At 35.0% G+C, this 18,722-nt stretch carries 18 protein-coding genes; 3 read left to right on the top strand and 15 right to left on the bottom strand.

What is annotated here, in order from left to right; genetic code table 11:
- Window positions 1-30: 30 nt before the first annotated feature.
- From HS129_14885 to HS129_14850, 8 genes are all read right to left on the bottom strand, one after another.
- Window positions 31-798 carry a nucleoside phosphorylase gene (locus HS129_14885; protein ID MBE7413320.1) on the bottom strand — a complete coding sequence of 256 codons (768 nt, stop codon included), beginning with the start codon at window positions 796-798 and terminating at the stop codon, window positions 31-33.
- Between the two features lie 32 nt (window positions 799-830).
- A complete protein-coding gene (locus HS129_14880) occupies window positions 831-2,843 on the bottom strand; it encodes a sigma 54-interacting transcriptional regulator (GenBank protein ID MBE7413319.1) in 2,013 nt (670 codons plus the stop codon).
- Complete coding sequence (locus HS129_14875; protein MBE7413318.1) at window positions 2,844-4,004, bottom strand: hypothetical protein; 1,161 nt, start codon at window positions 4,002-4,004, stop codon at window positions 2,844-2,846.
- A 387-nt stretch (window positions 4,005-4,391) separates the two neighbouring features.
- The gene (locus HS129_14870) at window positions 4,392-5,897 is read right to left on the bottom strand and encodes a lipoprotein LipL71 (protein ID MBE7413317.1); all 1,506 of its coding nucleotides are present in this window, start codon (window positions 5,895-5,897) and stop codon (window positions 4,392-4,394) included.
- A gap of 25 nt (window positions 5,898-5,922) precedes the next feature.
- Window positions 5,923-6,258 carry an STAS domain-containing protein gene (locus HS129_14865; GenBank protein MBE7413316.1) on the bottom strand — a complete coding sequence of 112 codons (336 nt, stop codon included), beginning with the start codon at window positions 6,256-6,258 and terminating at the stop codon, window positions 5,923-5,925.
- Window positions 6,259-6,350: 92 nt separating this feature from the next.
- Window positions 6,351-7,460: a tRNA guanosine(34) transglycosylase Tgt gene (gene tgt, locus HS129_14860; GenBank protein MBE7413315.1), complete on the bottom strand. Its 1,110-nt coding sequence runs from the start codon at window positions 7,458-7,460 to the stop codon at window positions 6,351-6,353.
- 67 nt (window positions 7,461-7,527) lie between these two features.
- On the bottom strand, window positions 7,528-8,037 hold the full coding sequence (locus HS129_14855; GenBank protein ID MBE7413314.1) for a transcriptional repressor: 510 nt from the start codon (window positions 8,035-8,037) through the stop codon (window positions 7,528-7,530).
- A 17-nt stretch (window positions 8,038-8,054) separates the two neighbouring features.
- Window positions 8,055-8,723, bottom strand: coding sequence for a hypothetical protein (locus tag HS129_14850; GenBank protein ID MBE7413313.1), 669 nt, complete (start codon window positions 8,721-8,723; stop codon window positions 8,055-8,057).
- A 19-nt stretch (window positions 8,724-8,742) separates the two neighbouring features.
- Between HS129_14850 and HS129_14845 the strand changes: the two genes are divergently transcribed.
- Together HS129_14845 and HS129_14840 are read left to right on the top strand one after the other, a co-directional pair.
- Window positions 8,743-9,027 (top strand): acylphosphatase, encoded by a 285-nt coding sequence (locus HS129_14845; GenBank protein ID MBE7413312.1) that lies wholly within the window; start codon window positions 8,743-8,745, stop codon window positions 9,025-9,027.
- A 46-nt stretch (window positions 9,028-9,073) separates the two neighbouring features.
- Window positions 9,074-10,837 carry a hypothetical protein gene (locus tag HS129_14840; protein MBE7413311.1) on the top strand — a complete coding sequence of 588 codons (1,764 nt, stop codon included), beginning with the start codon at window positions 9,074-9,076 and terminating at the stop codon, window positions 10,835-10,837.
- A 22-nt stretch (window positions 10,838-10,859) separates the two neighbouring features.
- Here HS129_14840 and greA read toward each other — a convergent pair whose 3' ends face one another.
- From greA to HS129_14805, 7 genes are all read right to left on the bottom strand, one after another.
- The gene (gene greA / locus HS129_14835) at window positions 10,860-13,616 is read right to left on the bottom strand and encodes a transcription elongation factor GreA (GenBank protein ID MBE7413310.1); all 2,757 of its coding nucleotides are present in this window, start codon (window positions 13,614-13,616) and stop codon (window positions 10,860-10,862) included.
- A gap of 218 nt (window positions 13,617-13,834) precedes the next feature.
- On the bottom strand, window positions 13,835-14,791 hold the full coding sequence (locus HS129_14830; protein MBE7413309.1) for an endoflagellar filament sheath protein: 957 nt from the start codon (window positions 14,789-14,791) through the stop codon (window positions 13,835-13,837).
- An 11-nt stretch (window positions 14,792-14,802) separates the two neighbouring features.
- On the bottom strand, window positions 14,803-15,549 hold the full coding sequence (locus HS129_14825) for an endoflagellar filament sheath protein (GenBank protein ID MBE7413308.1): 747 nt from the start codon (window positions 15,547-15,549) through the stop codon (window positions 14,803-14,805).
- Between the two features lie 55 nt (window positions 15,550-15,604).
- On the bottom strand, window positions 15,605-15,811 hold the full coding sequence (locus HS129_14820) for a DNA-binding protein (GenBank protein ID MBE7413307.1): 207 nt from the start codon (window positions 15,809-15,811) through the stop codon (window positions 15,605-15,607).
- 177 nt (window positions 15,812-15,988) lie between these two features.
- Complete coding sequence (locus tag HS129_14815; protein ID MBE7413306.1) at window positions 15,989-16,678, bottom strand: hypothetical protein; 690 nt, start codon at window positions 16,676-16,678, stop codon at window positions 15,989-15,991.
- A complete protein-coding gene (locus tag HS129_14810) occupies window positions 16,671-17,219 on the bottom strand; it encodes a methyl-accepting chemotaxis protein (GenBank protein MBE7413305.1) in 549 nt (182 codons plus the stop codon). The genes HS129_14815 and HS129_14810 overlap by 8 nt, the downstream gene beginning before the upstream one ends.
- Window positions 17,220-17,315: 96 nt before the next feature.
- The gene (locus HS129_14805; GenBank protein ID MBE7413304.1) at window positions 17,316-17,630 is read right to left on the bottom strand and encodes an STAS domain-containing protein; all 315 of its coding nucleotides are present in this window, start codon (window positions 17,628-17,630) and stop codon (window positions 17,316-17,318) included.
- A 122-nt stretch (window positions 17,631-17,752) separates the two neighbouring features.
- Here HS129_14805 and HS129_14800 point away from each other — a divergent pair, with 122 nt between their 5' ends.
- Window positions 17,753-18,709, top strand: coding sequence for an MBL fold metallo-hydrolase (locus HS129_14800; GenBank protein ID MBE7413303.1), 957 nt, complete (start codon window positions 17,753-17,755; stop codon window positions 18,707-18,709).
- The last annotated feature ends 13 nt before the right edge of the window (window positions 18,710-18,722 follow it).

The following is an 18,722-nucleotide window of genomic DNA, read 5'->3' as shown; positions in this document are numbered from 1 at the left end:
ACCTTCAAATTTCCCTTGTTATGAAGAGATTTATTTCAGTGCTTGAATTGTACGATAGACTAAATTTAATGAATCAATGCTTCCGTTTTCTATACCTTTTTCAAAGTCGATTTCACTTTGTGCCATCGAGTTGGTAAGGTGAGCAAAACAAATAACGTCCTTTTTCTTGGCTAGAGCAAAAGCGTATAAGGCAGAAGACTCCATTTCCACAGAATGAACTCCTTTTGATTTTGCGTAGTCGATGGCAGATTTTGTTTCTCTGTAAGGTGCATCTGTAGTCCAGCTTTTTCCTAATTCTAAAGACAACTCTTGGTTCTCGATTAAAGGTAATAAATTTTTTAACAAATGATCTTGTATTTTCGATTCTTTATCAGGAGGTAAATAATGAAAGCTGGTGCCTTCATCTCTTAAAGAAGATTCAATCAAAATAAACTTAGAATTATTTTTTGTAGGGTTGATAATGCCGGCAGAAGTTATGCTAATCAATGTGTTGCATCCGGATGCAAAACATTGCTCTGCAAGTAAAACTGCAAAAGGTGCCCCAACTGCATTTCCGATAATCCCAAAAACTTCGTCTTCGAAATGGACTCTATAAAGATTTGTATGATAGCACGCCCAATATTTGTCTAATTTTGCTTTATTTGTTTTTAATACAAATTGAACAATATCTCCATCCGGATCGAGAAGGCAGGTAGAAGGCACAGAGGCAAGAGGTAAATTTTTTTGTCTTCTTGCTTCTCTAAGAAGATTTTCTGGAGAGAAGACTGAGGCTTGCAAATAGTCTTTAGGATTAAGCATAATTTTTATTTAAACTAGCATGAATTTTCTCTTTAGATTTTTGAATCAGGAAAATGTATTTTATATTTTTCTATCTTAGTGTTTAAAGTGTTGATAGTGATCCCAAGATCAATCCTTGTTCTGTTTTTATTGTACTTATTGGATTGAAGGTATCTTAAAATAGTTTCTCTTTCAGACAACTCCAAAGGAGTGAGATCAGATAAATCCGCAACTGTAGGATTTTCTGTGATTTCTGAAAATTTGGGAGTGATGGAAAGTACAGGGGATTGCCCGTTCAAAATCAAACTTTGGATAGTTTGAATTAGTTCTTCTGAATTTCCTGTCCATGTTTGCTTTCGAAGTGCGTGCATCATTTCCACAGATATAGCTTCAAATTTTTTATCAAACTTGTCAGAATATTTTTTTAAGAAATAAATTACTTGAAAAAATATATCTTCTGCCCTTTCTCTGATAGGAGGAATGGATACGGTGAGCCCCTTTATTCTTGTAAAAATATTTGTAGGAATATTGTGCATACTATTGATAAATTCATTGGAGCAGGTAAAATATATAAATTTCTTTCCTGCTAAATCTTTTATGATAGGCTCGAGTAGTAAAAATTTTTCTTGCTCCAAATAATCTAAATGTTTGATGAGAAGCCCTGTGCGAGTTTCTCCTTTCTTTGCAGCCAAAAATTCATTTATAGTATTGATGAGTTTTTCACGAGTTATCGACTGACAAGAAATTTCTTTTAGCTCTCCCCCATTCCTTGAAAAATGCAGTGCTTTCGCAAAGAGGCTTTTCCCTGTACCTGATTCACCTAAAAAAGTTACAATTTGATTGGAGAGTGAATAGCTTTGAATTTGGAGTAGAATTTTTTTTAGAGAAACAGAAAAGCAAAGTATTTCACTTCCGAAAGCTTCATTATTTTCCTTTAGATTATTTTGAATTTCAGATGAATAATTTGAAAATATATAAAAGTCTTTTTCCGGTAGTCCGGTTGCAAGTTTTAATTTCTCAATCTTTTTTGAAATCCATCCTTCTCCTAAAAGGTTTTCTGCACGAATTAAAAAAAATGCCAATCTCCTATTCTCATTATATAGTTTTGAAAATGAATCGAGCATTCCCTGATACCAACCGGGAGGAATAGTACTTTTTGACTTTCCTTCAAGTTTTAACTTTGGGTCTTTTTTTTCTAAGAAAATATTTAGGTCTTCAGAGTTTTGTCCTATAAAATTTAGATGGGCTTTCACCATTTCAGGATTTTTTATAAAAATATTGTTCAACTCTACCAAAAGTTGTTTAAGAGCAAATACATTTTCTGATTTCTTGAAAGGAGGAAGTTTTATGAATTTATTAAATTCTTTCTTGATAAAAAGATTGTTTTCGTTTGAAATGATGTTCACCATCCCCATATAAAATAGTAAAAATCCAAGAGGGTCAATAAAAGAAGAGATCGAATTCTCTTCAATCGCAGGAGCCATTCCGTTCATCACTCCAACAAAAAAGAAAACCACAATCCCTGTAAAAAAAAGTATTGTTAGCTGGTATTTCAAGACTTCATTTTGTTCTTTTCTGTATGCGATATACGCTATCGTAAAAATATAAGTTGCCAAAATAAAATTCCCAACTATATAAAATGGGTATAAGACTCCATAAACTGGATTTATGCTTTTTTCATTTTGAACTACTCCACTGATGATAGCGCCGGGAATAAATGCAGCAATTCCAAAAACAAAATTCAAACTGCAAAATATCCAGAATCGCAAATTTTTTAGTTCTACGGATTTTCCAAAAATTAGAAAAATAAAAACTCCGAATAGAATAAAATTCAAACTAAAAGAGAAAAATATAAATTTTGAAATAGTGTGTGCTATTTCTAAATCTGTGACAAAGAATCGAATTATATAGATCAAATTTATATAGATTATGCTAAACACTAAAAATGCTAAATAAGAATATTTAGTCATACTTTTTTGCATTTTAAAAATTGCATGCAGTATAAGTAGGATCGCAAAGCTGTTTAAAACAACAAGCCAGATAATATAAAGTTCAAAATTTTCCATTTAAAAATCCTTTAGCAAAATAGATGTACTTACACCAGACAAGTCGTGCCCATGAACTACGAAGTTTCTGGATTTGAAAAAATTTTTAATTTTGTATGAATGGTGTTGGTTTGTTTTTGAGTCAGAAAAATAATTACAAGTGGGTGGGGTTATTCCGGTGTAGATTGAAATTGCTCCTATTGCTATTTGAAATGCGCTAGAGGATTCAATTTCTCTGCCTACAATTTCTTTTACTGAGGGCGTTGGGATTTTGTCTCTAATGGTTTTTGGTATGTTTGTTTTCCATTTGTTTGTAGAACTCTTAGATTGAAAAGCCCTGTTAGTATTTTCTATGGCTTTAGAAAAACTCGCAATCTCAGCGTAAATTTTTGCATTTCTTGCTATTGCTTTTTTTCTGTCTTCTACAATAAATACAACACTTCCTTCTCCAAGATAAGGCTTAGTTTGTTTTTTATGGATGGGGGAATGGGTATCTGGAGATTCTTCATTACTTGTGAGCATTTTTGCTTTCAAGAAAGCGTTTATAAAATTCTCAGTGATGGGTGTATTTACCCCACCACAAATTACATAATCAGATTCGTTATCTCTAATTCTCTTTGCTGCAATTCCGATAGCGTCAATTCCACCGGAACAAGCCGATGCTATGGTTGAAACATAGCCCTCGGATTGAATAGAATTTGCAATTACACCGGCAGGAGTGAGGATTGTAGTCTTTAAAGTTGTACTACTTGCATCTTCATCGAGTTGGAAAATCTCATCATAAGATTCTTCTTTTGTGTTAAAAAAAGAAATCTGCGATGCCCCGATTACTACATCAGTTCTGTAAGGGTCGAAATAATTTAGAGAGGCATCTTCTTTTGCTAATTGGAATGCAACACTCGCAAATTGTGCTGCTCTGGGAAAGTGTTTCAACTGACGCTCATTGAAATATTTTTCTGGTTGAAAATTTTTTACTTCGGCTGCATTGCTGAGGGAGAATGACGATACATCGAAAAGCGTGATCTTGTCTAATCCAGTTTCCCCGGCTAATAGGTTTTTCCAGAATATATCTTTGCCAATTCCAATCGGAGAAACTATGCCTATTCCTGTGATTACCGGTCTTCCGGGGAGGTTATACGGATTTTGGAATTTCTTCCGGACAAAAGAAATTGGGTTAGTCATGGACGTAAACGCATATTAAATGATGGCAGATTTTTGTCAATATATTATTTAATTTTTTAAGAATTTTTTAAAAAAGGCACACCTGTAACAAGTCTATCATGGAAATAAAAATATTCAAAAAATCAGAGAAATTGCCATTTACTATCAATATAAAAACTCGAGTCTTTCAAGTCTCATTAATTTAAATGCAAAAATTTTAATGTCGCCTAACTTCTTTTTTTGAAGCGAATGGAATATATTCATGACGCTACTGCAAAAACCCCTTTCAGGGCTTTTTACAACGCTAGAAAATGGCACTTTTATTGGATTTTTGAACAATTGCTTTTTTAAAAAAAAGGGTAATTAAAACTACTTATTACCCTTTTTTAAAATCCAGTGAAAATTTCTCTAATTGTTTTTAGGAGATTCTTCATCTCCCGAAGAAGAATCTAAAGAATCATCAGACTCTTCCCCGTTAGAATTTTTAGGAGTGTCCGCTAAATCTTTGTCTCTTTTTTCTTCAGGTTTATTTACACTTTTCTTTGGTTTTTTTAAAGATCCCTTTTTTGGAGGAATATCAAATTTCTGTTTGGGGTAGATCAAATCCGGGTTTTTAATCTTAGCTTTGTTTGCTTTGTATATCCTTGTCCAAAGTCTTGGATTACCATAATGCTCTTTGTAACCAGCAATTCTCCACAAACAATCAGAAGGAACCTTTTTCCTGACTATGTAGGTTTTCCAACCCTCGCCTGGTGCTTTAGAATTTTCAGAACTATCCGAATCATCGCCATCAATATCAGCAGACCTTGTATTTGCAGGGGCTTTATTCAACATAGCCATCAAAGAATCTTTCTGCTCAACTACAATATCAGCTAATCGAATAGCCTCTTCGCTTTGTTTTATGGAGTCTTGATATTTTTCTTGATCATATAATTCTTCCGCAGATTTTAAGGCTTCTTTGGCAGCTTCCACATTTTCGGTTGCAGTTTGAAAAGAAGACTTAGCTTGGGGGTTTGCAGAAATCTTATCTTGAGGCAAAGAAGATATAGCTTCTTCTGTGTCTGCGATTTTATTCTTGGCTTCTTCTTTTTTCTTGGCTGCATAAGATTTAACCGATGCGGCAACTATTTCTTGAGATTCTTTTCTTGCAGTTTCTAATTTATTGTAACCGTCTTTAATCTTTCCGTCATTGATATTTGATTTTGCGTCATCCAGTAAAGCTCTTGTTCTGGCAATTCTTGGATCATTTCCTTCAGAATATTTTTCTGCAGTGGCAAGATTGTCTTCGATATCTGAAATCGAATCAAGCATTTGTTGTTTTTGAGAAAGTGCTAAATTTTTTGCTCTTTCGGCTAATTCTCTTGACTCTTCATACTTTCGGTAGGCTTTTTCGTAAGTGTCAAACCCTCTAAGTCGAAGGTTTAACTTCTTATCGTCGTCAGATTCTTTCGGATAGTCGAAAAGCTGCTTTTCTCCGTCCTGTGAAAGTCCGTCCCCCTCTTTACGCAAATCTACCGATTTATTAAAATCATCAGCCGCTAATTGAACAGCAAAAGCTACATCGGCAGCATCAATTGCTCGAGAAGCCTCGTCTCTTGTCTTGGAACTAAGTTTCGGTAGAGTTTTTTCAATCGCATCATAAGCACGAGCTACAGCGTATTCTGCTGCACTTTTTGCTTCTGCCGGATCCGGTTTTTCATCCGCTGCAAAATTATGGGCGTTGAATAAGCCTTTTCTGGCTTCATCATATTCGGTCTTTGCGAACTCATCTGCTTTAAGAACAGATGCTCTAGCGATTTCTTGTTTTGCCTTTGCCATTTCTGCTATTGGAAGCGGAGTACCGCAACCAATAAAAAATAATATTACAGGTATGATTACAAAATAAACCTGAATAAATAAAATTCGTCTGAGCATGATAACCTCTAAAATTCTACTGAATTTATTTGAATGCGGCGACCGCATCACCTTCATTATCAAATATTTCAAAAAATGAAGTCAATTTTGTTAATTCGAAAACTTTCCTAACAGATCCTGCTACATTGATAATCTTTAATCCACCTTGATATTTCTTCAAGTTAGAAAGACTAGAAATCAATGCTCCAATCCCTGACGAGTCGATATAAGAAACCTTTTCCAAATTAATAATTATTTGGTATTTTTGCTCTTCAATCAATTTTGCGATAACGTCTTTTATCTCTGGAGCGTTATACAAATCTATCTCGCCATTGATATCTAAGATGATTATAGTTTTATTTTCTCTCCTCGCTATTTCCATACCTTCTTTATAACTCCTTAGTCAAAAATGGCCGTGCCCCTATTCCAATACATGTTCATCTATTCCAGACGAATAAGTCAACGACAAATTTTTTAGTTTTTATATAAATTTTTCCAATAGGCATATTCTTCTGAAAAATATCCATCTTTTATTGAAATTCGGACTTTTTCCATAAAATTTTCCATAAAAAATAAATTATGGTAAGTTGATAGGGAAAACGCAAGCATTTCTTTTACAGTATGAAGGTGCCTCAAATAACCAAGACTATAATTTTTACAAACTCTGCAATTACATTTTGAATCCAATGGTTTTTCTGAAAATTTATACTTTTCATTTCTCAGGTTAATCTTACCTGTAGAAGTAAAAACTTGTGCATTTCTTGCATTTCTGGTAGGCAAAACGCAATCGAACATGTCTATCCCATTTTTTACTCCATCCAAAATATCCGGCACAGTTCCAACTCCCATCAAATATCTTGGGCGGTTTCTATCCAAAAATGGGGCTATTTCAGATAAAATTCTCACAAATTCCTCACGAGGCTCCCCCACAGACAAGCCTCCCAAAGCTATGCCGCTAAACGGCAAATCCTGAATTTTTTTTAGCGAATTTTGCCTAAATTCTGAAATTGTTCCACCTTGGCAAATTCCAAATAAATTCTGGTTAGAATTCGTCTTTTCCCAGTGCTCTATGGATTTTTTTGCCCAAGAATGAGTCCTTTCCAAAGATTCAGAAATTCTTTTTGTGTCAGTTCCGTAAGCCGGACAGTCATCCAACACCATCATTATGTCCGATCCGATAATTTTTTGAATATCTATAACTTTTTCCGGGGTGAAAATATGCCTTGAGCCGTCAATATGAGACTGAAACTCTACCCCGTCATTTTTAAATTTTACAAGACCCTGTAGGCTAAATACCTGAAACCCGCCACTATCGGTCAATAGCGCATTTTTATAGGACATAAAATTTTTCAATCCACCGAATTTTTCTAAAACTTCAGTACCGGGTCTCAAATACAGATGGTAAGTATTTCCCAGAATTAGACGCAAATTCAAGGACTCAATATCTTCCGAAGATAATGTTTTAATCGAGCCGCGAGTTCCAACCGGCATAAATATAGGAGTAGGAATTTGTATTCCCTGTAGATTCAATACGCCGACTCTTGCAAAACTATTCGGATCGGTTTTTTTTATTTCAAACAGCAATATACCCAACTTTAGAGAAAGAGCAGAAGAACTTTCTCGATCTAAACGAAACTATTTCCAACCTTGTTCACTTTTTACTTTGAGAGCAAGTTTTTGGATTGGCACATACTCCAAAAATATTCAGGTGATGTCCTTTTATAATAAACCCTTTCTCTTTTGCCGCCAAAGCCTGCAACTCTTCTATTTTTTCACTTACAAATTCTTCAATCCTTCCGCATTCAAGACAAATTATATGATCGTGGTGTTCGTGACCTATGATATGCTCGTAAAATTTGAACTCTTTGCCAAAATCGTGCTCACTCAAAAGGTTTGCTTCAACCATTATAGAAATAATTCTATAAATGGTAGCCTTAGAAATTTCACTTCTACGGTCTTTCAATAAATCCAACAAACTATCCGCAGTGAAATGACTATGAACCGAAAAAATTTTCTCTGCAACCAACATTCTTTGTGTAGTAATTTTTAAACCTTTTTTCTTGAGTACATCCTCAAAGATTCTCATCTCTTCCGATATAGAAGTATCAGCCAATTCTTGCTTGGAATTACCAATTTCTTTTGTATCTTCATTTTTTTTCATATTCATCTCTTCACAAATTATGGTTTTTTATCATTTTTTAGCTTATCTGGTTTTGGTTCACTTTCAGAATTCTTAGAGCGAGATTTGGGTTTTTTGGTATCTGTGCCAGACTCCTTTTCGTTTTCTCCCTCATCGACTCCAGTCAAAGAAAAATACCAAGCGTTCTCAGCTTCCTCTGCAATCCGAATAGCAAGATTTCTTAGAAGTCTGGTCTGAGCCTGCTCTTCAGTTTCCATAAAACCGATTTGCTCGGAATAATACACTCTTCCGGGAATCTCATTTCTCTCCAAGACCAATTTTTCCCCGCCTGCTTTTTGGATTTCAAGTCTAACAACCACAAGCATCTCTCTACTAATATGTTGCCCTGCTTGATCTACGATATTTCCAACCAATTGGTAGTGAGCGATCTCTCCATAAATTCTATACTGAGCATTAGACTTATCTCTAGTCTGAATAAACCTGCCTCTTGCATTAATTTCTTCTTTCACGAGTCTTGTAAGCATAGTATGAAGAGTAGGACCGTAAGAATTGTTTCTGAAATTTTGCACATAAACCAATCTTTTTTCATCAGAAATCGGGATACCATTGATTTTTGGAGGACGGCCGGGCTCTCTTGTAAAGTACGCACAAGAAAAGAAGAATGACAAAAAAACATAAGTTATAGAATTTAGAAGATACTTTCCCATTTAAGAGACATCAAAAGCAATGCCAAAAGAAATCGCAAGAGCAAAAATTATTGTAGAAGGTAAGGTTCAGGGAGTTGGATTCAGATACTTTGTTCTTCAAAAAGCACAAGAATCGAGATTGAAAGGTTTTACACAAAATCTCCCAAGCGGCGAGGTAGAAACTGTAGTAGAAGGGGAGAAAATCTTTATAGAAGATTTTTTTAAAATTTTGCAAAGAGGCCCCTCCGGATCAAAAGTGACTAACTCAAGTATTCGTTGGGAAGAGCCAAGAAATACATTCAGAACTTTTGAAATAAAATCTTAAGACCGATAATAAAAAAATCTCCAATTTAAAAACACAAGGGAAGCGTATGTACAACTATTGTTTAAAATATTCTTTTACGTTAAAAAATAAAAAATCGAAACATCGACTACTCTTATCTTTTCTATTGCTCTTTTTTTCTGCTACTCGACTATACTCTTTAGATACATTTCAATTAGAAGAAGTTGAATGGCCCTTGGAATATTTAACTCCAATTTCTGGGACATTTACAGAATATAGAAATTCCTCTGTTCATCTGGGCTTGGATTTTAAAACTTATGGAATCAACGGGTTGAAACTCTTATCTGCTACTAAAGGATACGTTGAATCTATCAGTTATTCGCCAAGCGGTTATGGTCTTTCGATAATTACCTATTCTCCCAATACAAGATTAAAAACAAGGTATGCTCATCTAAATGATTTTAAAGGAAGTATATCGGGTTTTGAGCTTTTGCGACAATCACTGCTATTACTCAATGAAGAAAAGTTTTCTGTCAGACTCAATGCGAATGAATTTCAATTTAAAAAAAAAGATTGGATCGCAAGAACAGGGGAAACCGGTGTAGGCATAGCCCATCTTCATCTTGAAATTTTTGATTCCAAAGGATTCTATAATCCAATGATTTTTAAAAACTATTCACAAATAGATAAACAATACCCTATTGTGAATCTCGTATCTATAGAAACAGACAACGGAGAAATGCATTATTTGAAAGCGACACAAAAGAAAGACAATTTATTTGAAATCGAAGAAACAGAAACACCCATAACTGTTTCAGGAAAAGTAAAAGTCAAGGTAACAGCTTATGATTTAATTTCATCGATCAATCGAAATGGAATTTTTGGATTCACTCTTAAAGCAAACGAAAAAGAACTCTATACGAAAAATTTAGATTTCCTGTCCTATAAAGAGCTTTCAGAAAAGCATGCGTTATACGACATCAATAGGTCTTCTCTTAGCCCACCTAACTACGTTTACAATTTATTCGATGGTCGGGAAGAAAAAAATTACTCCTTCAACACAAATGACTTTCCCTTGAACGAGAAAATCCTTCTAAACATTTCTGTTTTTGACTCAAACAAGAATACCAGCACTATAGAATTTTCTGTTATTGTAAAAGAATCTTCTCCAATTCAAAACAAAAAAGTAGATACAAAGATTTTTTTGTCTGACGATTCTAATGTCATCATAAACCTCAAAAAAAATAAAATTATCGGAAAAGGAGAAATCAAAATCCAAAAGCTAAATTCTCTTCCAGAAAGTTTACAAACCGATGGACTGCTACCAGAAGGACAGAGCTATGAAATAACAGCTTATGATTATAGTTGGCTTGGAAAAGCAGAAGCAACCCTCAAAATAGGAAACCTCTCCCAAGGGCAATCACTCTATTTGTATGACAAAGAAACAAAAATCTTGAATCTGTTAAAAACAAAATCATCAAAAAACGGGCTTTCTTTTGAATTGAGTAGGACAGGGATTCTTGTAGTTATGAAAGATATTGTTCCACCCAAAATATACTACCCTTATTTGATTCATCGATATTTTAATCCACAGGATTCAATCGGTGAAAATTTTATCGAAAGGTTTTATTCTATTTCAGACAAAGGCTCAGGAATAGGAAAAATGACTGTGCTATTTGAAGGACAATCCTACCCGTTTGAATTTGACTTAGACAGGCAATTTATAAAAATACAAATTCCAAAAAGCTTGCGACAATTTAAAAAACACTATCTTATTCAAATTCAAGTCGCAGATAAAGTCGGAAATCTTTCTGATTGGTTTACAGACCTTGTAAGAATTCCTTCCAAATAGTTAGAGTACTCTATTGTAAAATTTAAGTCGAGTAGCGAACTATATCTAAGACAGAAAAATTTGTCTGGTGATTTTCAAAACTTACAACTGCCTCGTCTCCAACTCTTTTTCCAAGAAGGCTTTTTCCCAATGGAGACAAATAACTAATTATATTTTTATTTGTGTCTGCATCCCAAGGCCCCAATATAGAGTATTCTTGGACTTCCCCTGTACTGGAATTTTTCAATTTTACAGTGCAACCCACATTGATTCTATCCGTACTAACCCCAGCAATATCTAAAATAATCGCACTTTTCAGATCAGACTCAATTTTCTTAATCTCAGCTTGAAGTTGTACTTGTCTTTCCATTGCAGCCTTGTATTCGGCGTTTTCCCGTAAATCTCCCTTCTCTTGCGCTTCTCCAATATCTCTGGAATTCTCTGCCATTTCTACATTGACCAAGTGATCGAACTCTGCTTTCTTGGCGTTGAACGCAAATCTTGTAACTAAAATTCCATTAGTCGGAATTGTGTTCCAAATATCATCGTCTAATTCATCTTCATCATAATTGGATTCATCCCATTGAAAATCAGGCTTCATTTCATTGATTAAATCATGAAATTTTTTCTTTTCGGAATCTGTTATATAAGGAACTTCCTTGTACAATGCGTAGAGCTTTCTAATATATTCGGTATCTCCAGACTCTATTGCTTTTTTTACAATTGCTCCCTCGTCTCCAAACAAAATTTCATTTGTTAGGTTTTTCAACTTCATGCCTTTTTCTTCTTTCTTAACAAGTGGCTTGAGCAGCCTAAACACCCTAAGAACTAAATCGGAAAACTTCACCTGAATTTCTTTGTATGTCCAAAGGTCGGTTAATATCGACTTGGCTACCCACAGAAAGACTTCTGGGTTTTCTTTGGATTTATCTAAAATATTTTCTATGAATTTGTTAAGCTCTGAAAATTTTCCATCGTTGACCAATACGCCAAATACGTGCTTGTGAATTTTGACAGGAACTTCATACAAAGTACGAATTAAAATTTCTGCATTCTCTGGGTGAAATTTATGAATAAGATTCACAAAACTTTTTTTAATTTCGCTATTGGTAATTTGCTTTGAATAGGTCAATAATTCAGTCTTACTCAAGGCTCGAATTAGACTCGCTATATCAGATTCTTTTTGAAGTCGAGTAATATCCTCACCCAATTCTTTCACAGATTCTTCCAAAAACAGATAAGCTACAATTTTTCTCATAGTATCTTTAGAACTTTCTTCTTCGTAGTAAAAGTGGTTTATTAACTCAAGAGCCCCTTCTGCTTCAGTCGAATCTTTGAGCGCCTCCATTGCAATTTCCAACTTCTTATTCGGCTCTGTCTGGCTATTGAATCTCTCTGAAAGCTGCTCAGATAGTGTAATAGGTTTGTCTCGATAAAAAATTTCATCTTTCTTGTTTGGATTAAAACCTATCTTTGGCTCTTTCTTTAGAGTTGACTTTGCCTTACTCCACCATTTCGACCAATCTTCAGTTTTTTTAAGAAACTTTCCGATGATCTCTGATTTTACTTCAGCCATACTCATAGAGTTATCGTTTGAAGTAAGAAGTTCCAAAAAGAACGCAGAAATATCGTTATTAAAAAGATTGATTACAGCTTCTGAATTTTCGTAGTATTTCACTAAAATATGATCCGATTTTAGAGGTTTCAAACTTGTGATCGCCATTTGAATAGACAGCTTATGCTCTTTCTTATCTTTGAAATCCACAAATATAGAATCACCTGTACTGCTAATAGAAGTAATTTTCCCTACTCCCCAACTCCTATGCAATACATAGTTATTCGTATCGAATACGATATTTCTCTCAAAATTTGTTATACAAACACTAATCGGTTTTCTGTTATTTCCGATTTCACTCATCTTCAAGAAATCTTCTAAAAGAGAATGGTCGGCATACTTAGTCTTGTACGCACGAATCAAATCATTTCTTGCCTTAGGAGATTGAGGCTCATAATCTAAGATCTTTTTTAATAGATAGATAGTCTTGTCCCAGTCTTCTAACTTTTTGTACGGCTCCACCAAAGGGTACAACAACACTACAAGTCTTGTCTTTTCTCTGTGACCTACGAGTATTCTTTCAATCTTCTCAAAAAATGGTATGTCTGTAAAATTATGCTCAATCAGAATCGGCCAAATTTCGTCAATTTGGTCAAAATCCTTTACTTTTGCAAATGACTCTGCTGCCTGCTTCAAATACAATATTGCCTTTTCTCTATCTTCTTCCAAAATAGAGAGAGCGTATTTTTTGGCGATTTCAGGATTTTTCCTGTCAGTTTTTGCTAACTTCTCCAGAACAACTTTTAGCTCTTTATTTTTCTTTAGATTTTCTAAAGCCTCTGCTTTAAATTTCAGAGCTATTCTCTGGTCTCCGAATTGCAAAATATTATCAGCAATGTATTCGATGATTGGCCATTTTTTATAATTACGGAATTGATCCAATAAATTCTTTAGGTGGTTGGATTCTTCGATTTTATTTTGGTGAAGTGCAAGCATCCCGGTTAAATATTTTGCAAAAATACTCTCCGGGTGATCCTTTAAATGCTCTTCAATTTTTATCTTGGCTTCTTCTAATTTAGATTTTGATTTCAAGAATTCAATCAAATCGTCGATAATTTTAAACTTAGAAGGACTTACAGAGCCGGAGCTTGCGTCCACCCTCAGGTAAATTTCTTCATTGAATAGAGATGTTAGTCTATCGAGATCGCTAGCTGGTTTCTCGGTTGTAACCACAGTTTCTGACACGGGTGTTTCTCCTTAGCTCATGTCCGCTAATCGGTTTTGACGATCTTGCATTTTTTGAGATTGCTATAGAATTTAGCAATAATTTGATTTAAGGTCAAAATAATTTCTTTTGCCAATTTCGTAAACAAGAAAATCTTATTAGAAAACGAAAAAACCCTCGCCTTCCCATCAAACTTCAGGATAGATGAGGGTTTTTATTTTAATTTTAATCTAAACCTTTAAGGCTTATTCTGAGGAGCCGGCTTTTCTTTATTTTCACCACAATTCTTCTCAGTTTTTACTTTTAACATCTTATCGAGTTTTTGCTTTTGTTGACAATCTCCCTCATCAAAATCAAGAGACGCTCCATCAAAGTGAACTTCAAATACGTCAGTAAGAACTCTCAACTCATCAAAAAATAGATACACAACCTCACCACTTGTAAATGGTGTAGAGCGAACTTTAAATTGTTTGAATACTAAAGTTTTTACCTGTGGATAAGAATTTACCTCTTGAGGAACTCCCGCAGGGATATGGATAGATAAAGGTCTCCAACCAATAAAATCTAAAGAGCCGAATTTATAGATATGGGAGTCACCTTTCCAATCTTCAAACCAACCCTCTAAATTGTATTCATTACCTCTTCCACAAACCCACACAGAAACTGCTTTTGCCATTCCTGGAAGTTCAAGCCCATAGATTTGGTATATTTTTTGCTTGTTGTTCTCATCTAGATAGCTTCTCTGACGAAGCACCTTGTACTCATCTACTCTTGGAGGACGAATAGTTACTTCATTGTGGCCAGGGTAAGTAAATTGAAATTTAACCCCTAATACCTTGGAAGTAGAAGGGTCTGCTTGTTTTACGTCTCCAGGCTTACCCGGTAACACCTTTACTTCTCTTGCTGCCTGTGGTGAAGGAGGTAAATTTGGATTGTAAGGCTTATCATGAGATGCCGGATCGTCCTTGTCTGTAAATACTTCCCAACCATAAGGAGCACTTGGAGCCGGGTTGTCCCATGACTCCAAAGTAACTGCCTTTAATTCTGCTCCTGCAATGTCATTTCCGATTGCTGTTTGAATACTTCTCTTTGTCTGTGCGAACCCAAATCCTACCAATATAAGCAGAGACCCAGTAACCATTAGAATACTTTTTATAATTTTATGTTTTATCATACGAAACCCTCTTCTCTTCATTGAACCGGATTCTACCAGTTGTCCTTAATCTCATATCCGGGATACCTTGCATCGGATTTGTCTGCTCGGACCTCAAGATCATCTAAATAAAAGTAAAAATTTCCACCAATTTCGTGAACATCACTTGTAACAAAAAGAGATACAAAATGAAGATTCTTATCCAATAGTGCGAATCGAGTACTTTGAGGAAGATAACCCGGAATCGTTGCAGTCAATTTTCTCCATCCGAAAAAATCCAATCGACCAAGCCTTACGTTATGAGTAACTCCTCTGTAGTCCCTGAATTTTGCGTACAGAGTATGGCGATATTTTCTACCAAGAACCCATACAGAAACCTGACGAGCCTTCCCTTTTATAATATATTCATGTGGAGGAGCAACTTCTACCCGGTCAAATCCCCTGTTTACAAAAAAGGTCTTTATTCCCAATATGTGATTCTTATTGATCCTTGTTCTTTGCTCTTGTTTTTCCTGCTCTGACTCATTGGCAAGTGCATCTGGAACAGTTTTTTCATCAAAAACATCCTTCATTGTACCACGTTGAATCATTTTTAAAGTTTTGGTCTCGCCGAGTGGAGTAGTTGACTTAGCTCTCCAATCTTCTGATTCTTCAAAATCTTCAAGGGCAATTTTATCTAAGGGGTCTTTTGGCTTATCCCCTGCCGGCTGATTCGCCGGTGGTTGATTTGCCGGTTGCTGTCCAAAAACAGAACTAGTGACCGCAATCAAAAACAAGAAACACAATACTTTTTTACTCATAAACACTCCTTGGATAAACCCTTTATATATAATTATTTTTCACAAAAAGCACCTTTCAACCTTCCGATAAAATAAGTGCTTTATAACTTTCTAATATCTCCACCATCCGATCTATTCCCTCCGCAGGAATAAAAATAGATGATTTTTTACTATTTGACCATTCTGAAACTTTTAGATAATAACCCGCTTGATTTTTTTTTAAGTCAATCAAAAAAGTTTTATTCTGGGTTACTATTTTTTCTGTCTTTATTTCAGGATCAATCATTTCTACCTAACAAGACTCTCCAATCTTCTCAAAAAAACCAAAGCCTATTGAAATTTCTGAGTTTTCTATTATTTATTATCGGAAAATAAAAAGAAAAACTTAGACGATAAAGAAAAGAATGCGTAAAATAAAAGAAAAGATTCTCTAAAAAATATTTCACGCTAAAAACCTATCTCACCAACGAAGTCGATCTATCGCAATCTGAGCCTCTTTTTTTACAGAAACCGGATACCCCGATTGAAGTACTTTCATAAGAGGGATAAATGATTGCTTGGAGCCTAACTTGCCAAGGGCGTTCACAACCACTGATACAGTCCTTACATCCTCTGATGTTCTGTTCTCTTTTGTATAATCCTTGCTCAACCTTTCTAACAAAGCCTTAGTAGCCGGGATGCTGTTTCTGTTAAAGTCGCCAAGTGCATGTGCACAAGCAGTCAAAACATCCAAATGATTGTCTTCCAATAAAGGTTTTTTTGCTGCCTCTATAGCCGCATTTGCGTGAGTAGAAGGGTCAAAAATTCTAAGTGCAAGACATGCCGCGCTTCTAACCTTGTACTGCGGACTTGTAGGGCTATCTGCTTTGTTTTGATCAATCACCCCTGACAAAACAGTAATTAGATTTTGTTGTTTTTCGATTTCTTGGGTTTGGTGTTGATAAATTACCGCAACTCTATTGATTGCCCTAGCTTTTGCCGAAGGAACAATTTCTTTATCTTGCATCAATTGAACTAATTGATCTACATCTTTCATAGTCAGCTTTTCAATTTTTTCATATACGTCGTATAAAGCATCCTGAGAAAAAACAGATGCAGTGAAGCTGAAAAGAACAACTCCAAATAAAAGGCTTAATAATTTCTTACCCATTTTTCTTCTTTTCCTCCAATTTTAACGCCTTATTCAGTAGGTCAGCCAATTCACTAAAATGGTCATTTTTACGAAGTTTGATATATCCAACCTGCTTTCCTGCAACATAGTCCTCGAGAGACATTTTAATCCTATGAACAGGACCTGCCATTCTGTGCGAGAAGAATAAGCTGTATGCGATTATTACCAGAATATTCAATAAGCTAATCAAGATTACCGGTGTAAGGTAAATATCAAAAGCATTGTACTGATGCAAGGGTCTTCCGTCTGCCCCACTTTTCAATGGAAAAAATGGTGTTCCCGCATCATCAATTGCGTACTTCCCGTCCGGCTGCTTTGAAAGTCCAACTGCCTTTTCTGCGTCAACCTGAACCAAAACCGAAGCACCCTCAGGCAATAGGCTGTATGGATTGCTTTTCACAAGCCAAACAATGCCTATAGTTAATAGTGCGTTAATAATCAATATTCCCGAAAAACCAAAAATAAAATGATTCTGGAATTCTTTGTCAATATAATATTTCCATCTGGTCTGCTTCTGCATCTAGCCCCCTGCAATAAAAAAATACCTGTAATCGTTTAAAAGAAGGTTTTGCCACTTTCTGTCAAACCGATTTTTAAATATATCGGAGTTTTTTCTTTATTTGATTATGTTTAAATGTTTATCTAAGTTTGCAATGCGTAAAATTGTCATAACGTCTTGACTTACATTCTTTATTTTCAGGCTTCCATTCCTTTCTGCCAAGTACTTCTGAGAATTAAATATAGCACCTATTCCAGATGAATCCAAATACACTTCTTTTCCAAAGTCCAGAATTATGTCTAAATATCCGATATCTGCTTGTTTAATAATTAACTCTTTTAAAAGAATTGCATGCTTCATGCTGATATTTCCGTTGACCGAAATCACACAAACCCCGTTTTCTATTTTAATATCAGTACTTAACATTTTCACCTTTCTTAAATATTAATTCGGATTCTATTTATTTCAACAAAATATTTCATTTTTTTTAGATTTTTTTATTATATTGATAGAAATGCTTGCAAACTTGCAAACACTTTCTTTTCATTATCACTATGCGTATAAAATTCTGGGGTGTAAGAGGTTCTATTGCTTCTCCTATCAAAGGGAGTCTAATTAGAGAAAAAATTGAAAATATTCTATCCATTGCAACTCCCGTAGATATTCAAAGCAAAGGAAATATCCAGAAATTTTTAGATTCACTCTCATTTTCTCAAATCAACACCTATGGTGGGAATACTACTTGTCTTGAGATACGAGACAAGGACGATAACCTGATCATCATCGACGGTGGCACTGGACTTAGAGAACTCGGAAACTCATTGCTATCCCAAGGTTTTCTTGTAGGCCAAGGTAGAGCCTACTGGGTATTTACCCATACCCATTGGGATCATATCCAAGGAATTCCTTTTTTTGTGCCACTATATATTCCTGGAAATCAGTTTGAAATTTATACCTCGATGCAAAACTTAGAAGAAAGATTAAAATACCAACACCCGGCTACCCATTTCCCTGTTCCTTTTGAAGGGCTTCGCGCTACAAAATCTTTTCATTTTATTGAAGAAGGTCAAAATTTTGAAATAGGTAAAAATATCACCAGTGTTACAAAAGCAGTTCGCCATCCCGGTGGAAACTTTGCATACAAATTCAAAGAAGATGGTAAGATGTTGATTTTTGCCTCAGACTCGGAATTCAATATCGACGAAATGGAAAACATTGAAGACTATTTAGAATTTTTTAAAGATGCAGATGTTTTAGTCTTTGACACACAATATACTTTTGAAGAATCTCTCCAAAAAATAGACTGGGGGCATAGCTCGGCATCTATCGCTACAGATATTGCACTCAAAGCCAATGTAAAAAAATTGGTTATGTTTCACCACGACCCCTCATACAACGACGATAAGTTAGACGCTGTGTATTTAAGGGCTTTAAAATACAAAGAGATGCTCGACAAAAATAATGCTTTAGAAATTATCATGGCTTATGAAGGATTAGAAATTGTTATTTAATATAGGAGTACAA

This window comes from Leptospiraceae bacterium (assembly GCA_015075105.1).
GTDB lineage: Bacteria > Spirochaetota > Leptospiria > Leptospirales > Leptospiraceae > JABWCC01.
Note: the sequence above shows the minus strand (reverse complement) of the source record. Positions and strands in the feature narration are given on the sequence as shown.